Source organism: Rhodovarius sp. (genome assembly GCF_040399605.1).
Classification (GTDB): Bacteria; Pseudomonadota; Alphaproteobacteria; order Acetobacterales; family Acetobacteraceae; genus Rhodovarius; species Rhodovarius crocodyli_A.
The window spans coordinates 1-3,359 of sequence record NZ_JBBARU010000010.1 but is presented as its reverse complement, the minus strand read 5'-3'; the positions used below and the strand labels follow the sequence as shown (position 1 = coordinate 3,359).

The 3,359-nt window shown below is 64.6% G+C and carries 3 protein-coding genes and 1 pseudogene; 2 read left to right on the top strand and 2 right to left on the bottom strand.

The genetic code is table 11. The annotated features are described in order from the left end of the window. Positions 1–65, bottom strand: a pseudogene (locus ABWP84_RS05035) (hypothetical protein); the annotation flags it as partial. Between the two features lie 15 nt (positions 66–80). Continuing rightward, a complete protein-coding gene (locus ABWP84_RS05030) occupies positions 81–986 on the bottom strand; it encodes a hypothetical protein (RefSeq protein WP_353210908.1) in 906 nt (301 codons plus the stop codon). A gap of 81 nt (positions 987–1,067) precedes the next feature. Here ABWP84_RS05030 and ABWP84_RS05025 point away from each other — a divergent pair, with 81 nt between their 5' ends. Beyond that, complete coding sequence (locus ABWP84_RS05025) at positions 1,068–2,027, top strand: tripartite tricarboxylate transporter substrate-binding protein (protein ID WP_353210907.1); 960 nt, start codon at positions 1,068–1,070, stop codon at positions 2,025–2,027. A gap of 84 nt (positions 2,028–2,111) precedes the next feature. Then, positions 2,112–3,089, top strand: coding sequence for a tripartite tricarboxylate transporter substrate-binding protein (locus ABWP84_RS05020; protein ID WP_353210906.1), 978 nt, complete (start codon positions 2,112–2,114; stop codon positions 3,087–3,089). The last annotated feature ends 270 nt before the right edge of the window (positions 3,090–3,359 follow it).

Sequence of the window (3,359 nt, the reverse complement as noted above, 5' to 3'; positions counted from 1 at the left end):
GCGGCCATGGCCTCGATCACGGCCAGGCCAAAGGTCTCCTGGATATTGTCCGACAAAAGGCTGAAGGCATCGGCGGCGGCCTAGACACCGGGGCGGCGCTCGGGCTGCAGGCCACCGGCGCGGTGCAGGGCGACATTGGGGCAAAGCGCGGCGGCCTGGGCGCGCAGGGCGGCCTCCTGGCCTTCATTGGAACTCCAGCCCGCCACCAGAAGATGCAGCCGCCGACCGGGCGGCATGCGGGCAGAAACCCGGCCCAGGGCTGCCAGCATGGGCCAATGATGCGCCTTGGCGTGCCAACTCACCCTTCCGTGATGCAACAGGACGAAATCCTCAGGCGCGGCACCGATGGCGGCGCGCCATTGCGCCCGCATCGCGGGGGGGAAGACGAAACTGGCCGTATCAATGCCCAGCGGGATGACAGGCAGGCGGGGGCGGGTGAAGCGGCTGGCACCCAGGCGCCGGGCCAGGCGCTCCTCCTCGGCCGCAAGCAGGGTGGTGAACATCGCCCGCGCCGATTGTGAGGTGCACACCACGGCATCCCAATCCTGCACCGGCTGGCTGACCAAACCGGCAATGCCGGCCATCACCGCGCGCGAGGAGAGGGTATGGGTGATGCCGGTGATGCTGAAGGCGCGCTCCGCCCGGGCCAGGGCGCGCAATGCGACATGCTCGCCCAGATTGGGCTGGGGCAGCAGCAAGGTGCCGATGCGGCCGAGTGCGGCGATATTACCGGGCGCGATAACGCTGACCGGGGCGCGCCCGCCTAAAGCGCGCACCATGGGCTCGAAGGCCTCCATGGCCTGCGGCGCCAGGGCATAGGCGATATGGCGGTCCACCCCGCCATGGTGGATCATGGCGCGCAGAAAGCCCTCGGTGGCGGATTGGCGGCCCATGAGCTTGCCATGGCGGGTGGAATAGCCCTCAGGCATGAAGGCCAGGGCGGCGTTGGGACGCTGAGGGGCGGTGGCGGCGTTGGGGCTGGACATGCGAAGTTATCGTGGCGGGGCTTGCCTGGGGGCGCAAGTTTGCGCACATCTCAAATAACGAGACATACAAGGATGACGGTCATGTTGCGCAGGACGAGTTTGCTCACGGGTGGCGCGCTGCTGTCTCGCCCTGCCCTGGCCCAGAACACCGGCGAGCGGCCGATCCGCATTATTGTGCCCTTCCCCCCTGGTGGGTCGAATGACACGGTGGCGCGGATTATCCAGCCGAGGCTAGCGGAGATTTTGGGCCGCAATATTGTGGTGGATAATCGCGCTGGGGCCTCGGGCTCGGTGGGTTCCACTGAGACGGCGCGGGCGGCACCGGATGGCAATACCTGGCTGCTGGCCAATGATACCCTGGCCAATAACGACACCCTGATGAGCCTGCCCTATCGGGTGATGGAGGCCTTCACCTTCTGCTCGGTGCTGGGCACCTGCCCCTATGCGCTGACGGCGCATCCGAGCACGCCGTTTCGCAGCCTCGCGCAGGTGATGGCCGCGGCCCAAAGCGCGCCAGAGACGTTGGGCTATGCGACCACGGGGGTAGGATCGCTGGCCCATATTGCCGCAGTGCTGCTGCAAATGCGTGGGAATTTCCGCCTTAGCCACGTGCCTTATCGCGGTGGTGGGCCTGCGCTGCAGGATGCGCTGGGCGGGCATGTGCCGCTGTTCATGTCGAATATCGTGATCATTCTGAACCATATTCGGGAGGGGCGGTTGCGGGCGCTGGGGGTCTCACAGGCCGCAGCCAGCCGCTTCCTGCCTGGGGTGGTGCCCTTTGCCGAGCAGGGTTTTGCCGGCTTCGAGGCGCTGACCTATTGGGTGATGGTGGGCCCGGCGGGGATTGCGCCCGAGGTGACGGCGCGGATGCATCAGGCCATTGCGCGGGTGCTGGCCGAGCCTCAGGTGCAGGCGAGGATGGCGGATCAGGGGGCTGAAATCCTGGCCAATGCGCCGCCGGCTGCTGAGGCATTTATTCGGACTGAAATTGCCAAGTGGGGCGAGGTTATTCGCGCCAATAATATCACCGCGGATGGCTAAGGCTGCAGCCTGGGTTGCGCTGCTGCGTGTTGCCCACGCAGTCTCATCGGGACAAGAGTGATGAATTGCCAAGGAAATAACACCATGCGCCGCCGCTCTCTCTTCAGCATGACAGCGGCGGGATTGGCGCTGCCAGGGGTTTTGCGGGCCCAGGGGCTGGGGGCGGGTTTCCCTGACCGGCCGCTGCGGCTGATCGTGCCCTGGCAGGCCGGCGGCTCGACTGACACCATCGCGAGGTTGTTTCAGCCGCGCCTGGCAGAGGTGTTGGGGCGGGCCATCATGATCGAAAATCGCGGCGGCGCGTCGGGTGCCACGGGTGCGACGGAGGCGAGCCGGGCACCGAATGATGGCAGCGTCTGGACCTTCATTTATGATCCCCAGGTGACGAATGAGGCGCTGAGGCAAATGCCTTTCCGGACGTTGGAGGCATTTTCTCCTGTCTGCCATGTGGCCTCCGGGCCATTGGCGTTAGTGGCGCATCACAGCACACCCTATCGGAGTATCCACGATGTGATCGAGGCGGCGAAGCGCGCCCCGGATACGATCAATTTTGCCACAGTGGGTGTGGGAGGGCTCGCGCATGTGTCCACCACGCTGCTGCAACAGATGGCCGGCTTCAGGCTCTTGCATGTGTCCTATCGCGGCGGTGAGCCTGCGGTGCGGGACGCAACTGGTGGCTATGTGCCGCTGTTCATGACCAATGTGGTGATCGTGAAACAGCATATTCGCGCCGGGGTGTTGCGCCCGCTCGGTGTGACCACACGCGGCGAAAGCCGCCATGTTCCTGGAGCGCAGAGTTTTGCCCAGCAGGGGTTTGCCAATTTCGAGGCGCCGACCTGGTGGGCCATGCTGGCACGCAGCGGAACCCCGGCGGCGTTGGTGCGGCAAATGAACGAGGCGCTGGTGGAGGTGCTCAACGAACCGGCGGTGAAGAGCCGCATCGAGGAGCAGGGTTGCGACATCGTGGCCAGCACGCCCGAGCAATGCGGGCAGTTTATTGCGGGTGAGATCGAAAAATGGGGCCAGGTGATCCGGGCGAATGGGATCCGCGCGGATAGCTGAGAAAGGTTTTGTGGAATTCTCGCAAATGGGGGTTTGACAGCGGCCCTACCCCCCCGTAGAAGCCCGTTCACCGACGAGACGGCAGGTTGTTATTGACACGGCGGGTTGGACCCGATAGTGTCACTACCCTGCCAGATTGGCTGGATTCTCCGAGCACCCTCTGGGGTGGAGCTGACGTCGAAGTCCGAAAGGCCTTTGGCCATGCTTGCCGGATATGTTGTTTTAAAACCGCATCGGTGTTTCATGGAAGTTAAGAAGTAGCGTTGTGAG

Coding starts and splice junctions, on each gene's coding strand:
- ABWP84_RS05030 (WP_353210908.1), bottom strand. CDS start 986: ATGTCCAGCCCCAACGCCGCCACCGCCCCTCAGCGTCCCAACGCCGCC.
- ABWP84_RS05025 (WP_353210907.1), top strand. CDS start 1,068: ATGTTGCGCAGGACGAGTTTGCTCACGGGTGGCGCGCTGCTGTCTCGC.
- ABWP84_RS05020 (WP_353210906.1), top strand. CDS start 2,112: ATGCGCCGCCGCTCTCTCTTCAGCATGACAGCGGCGGGATTGGCGCTG.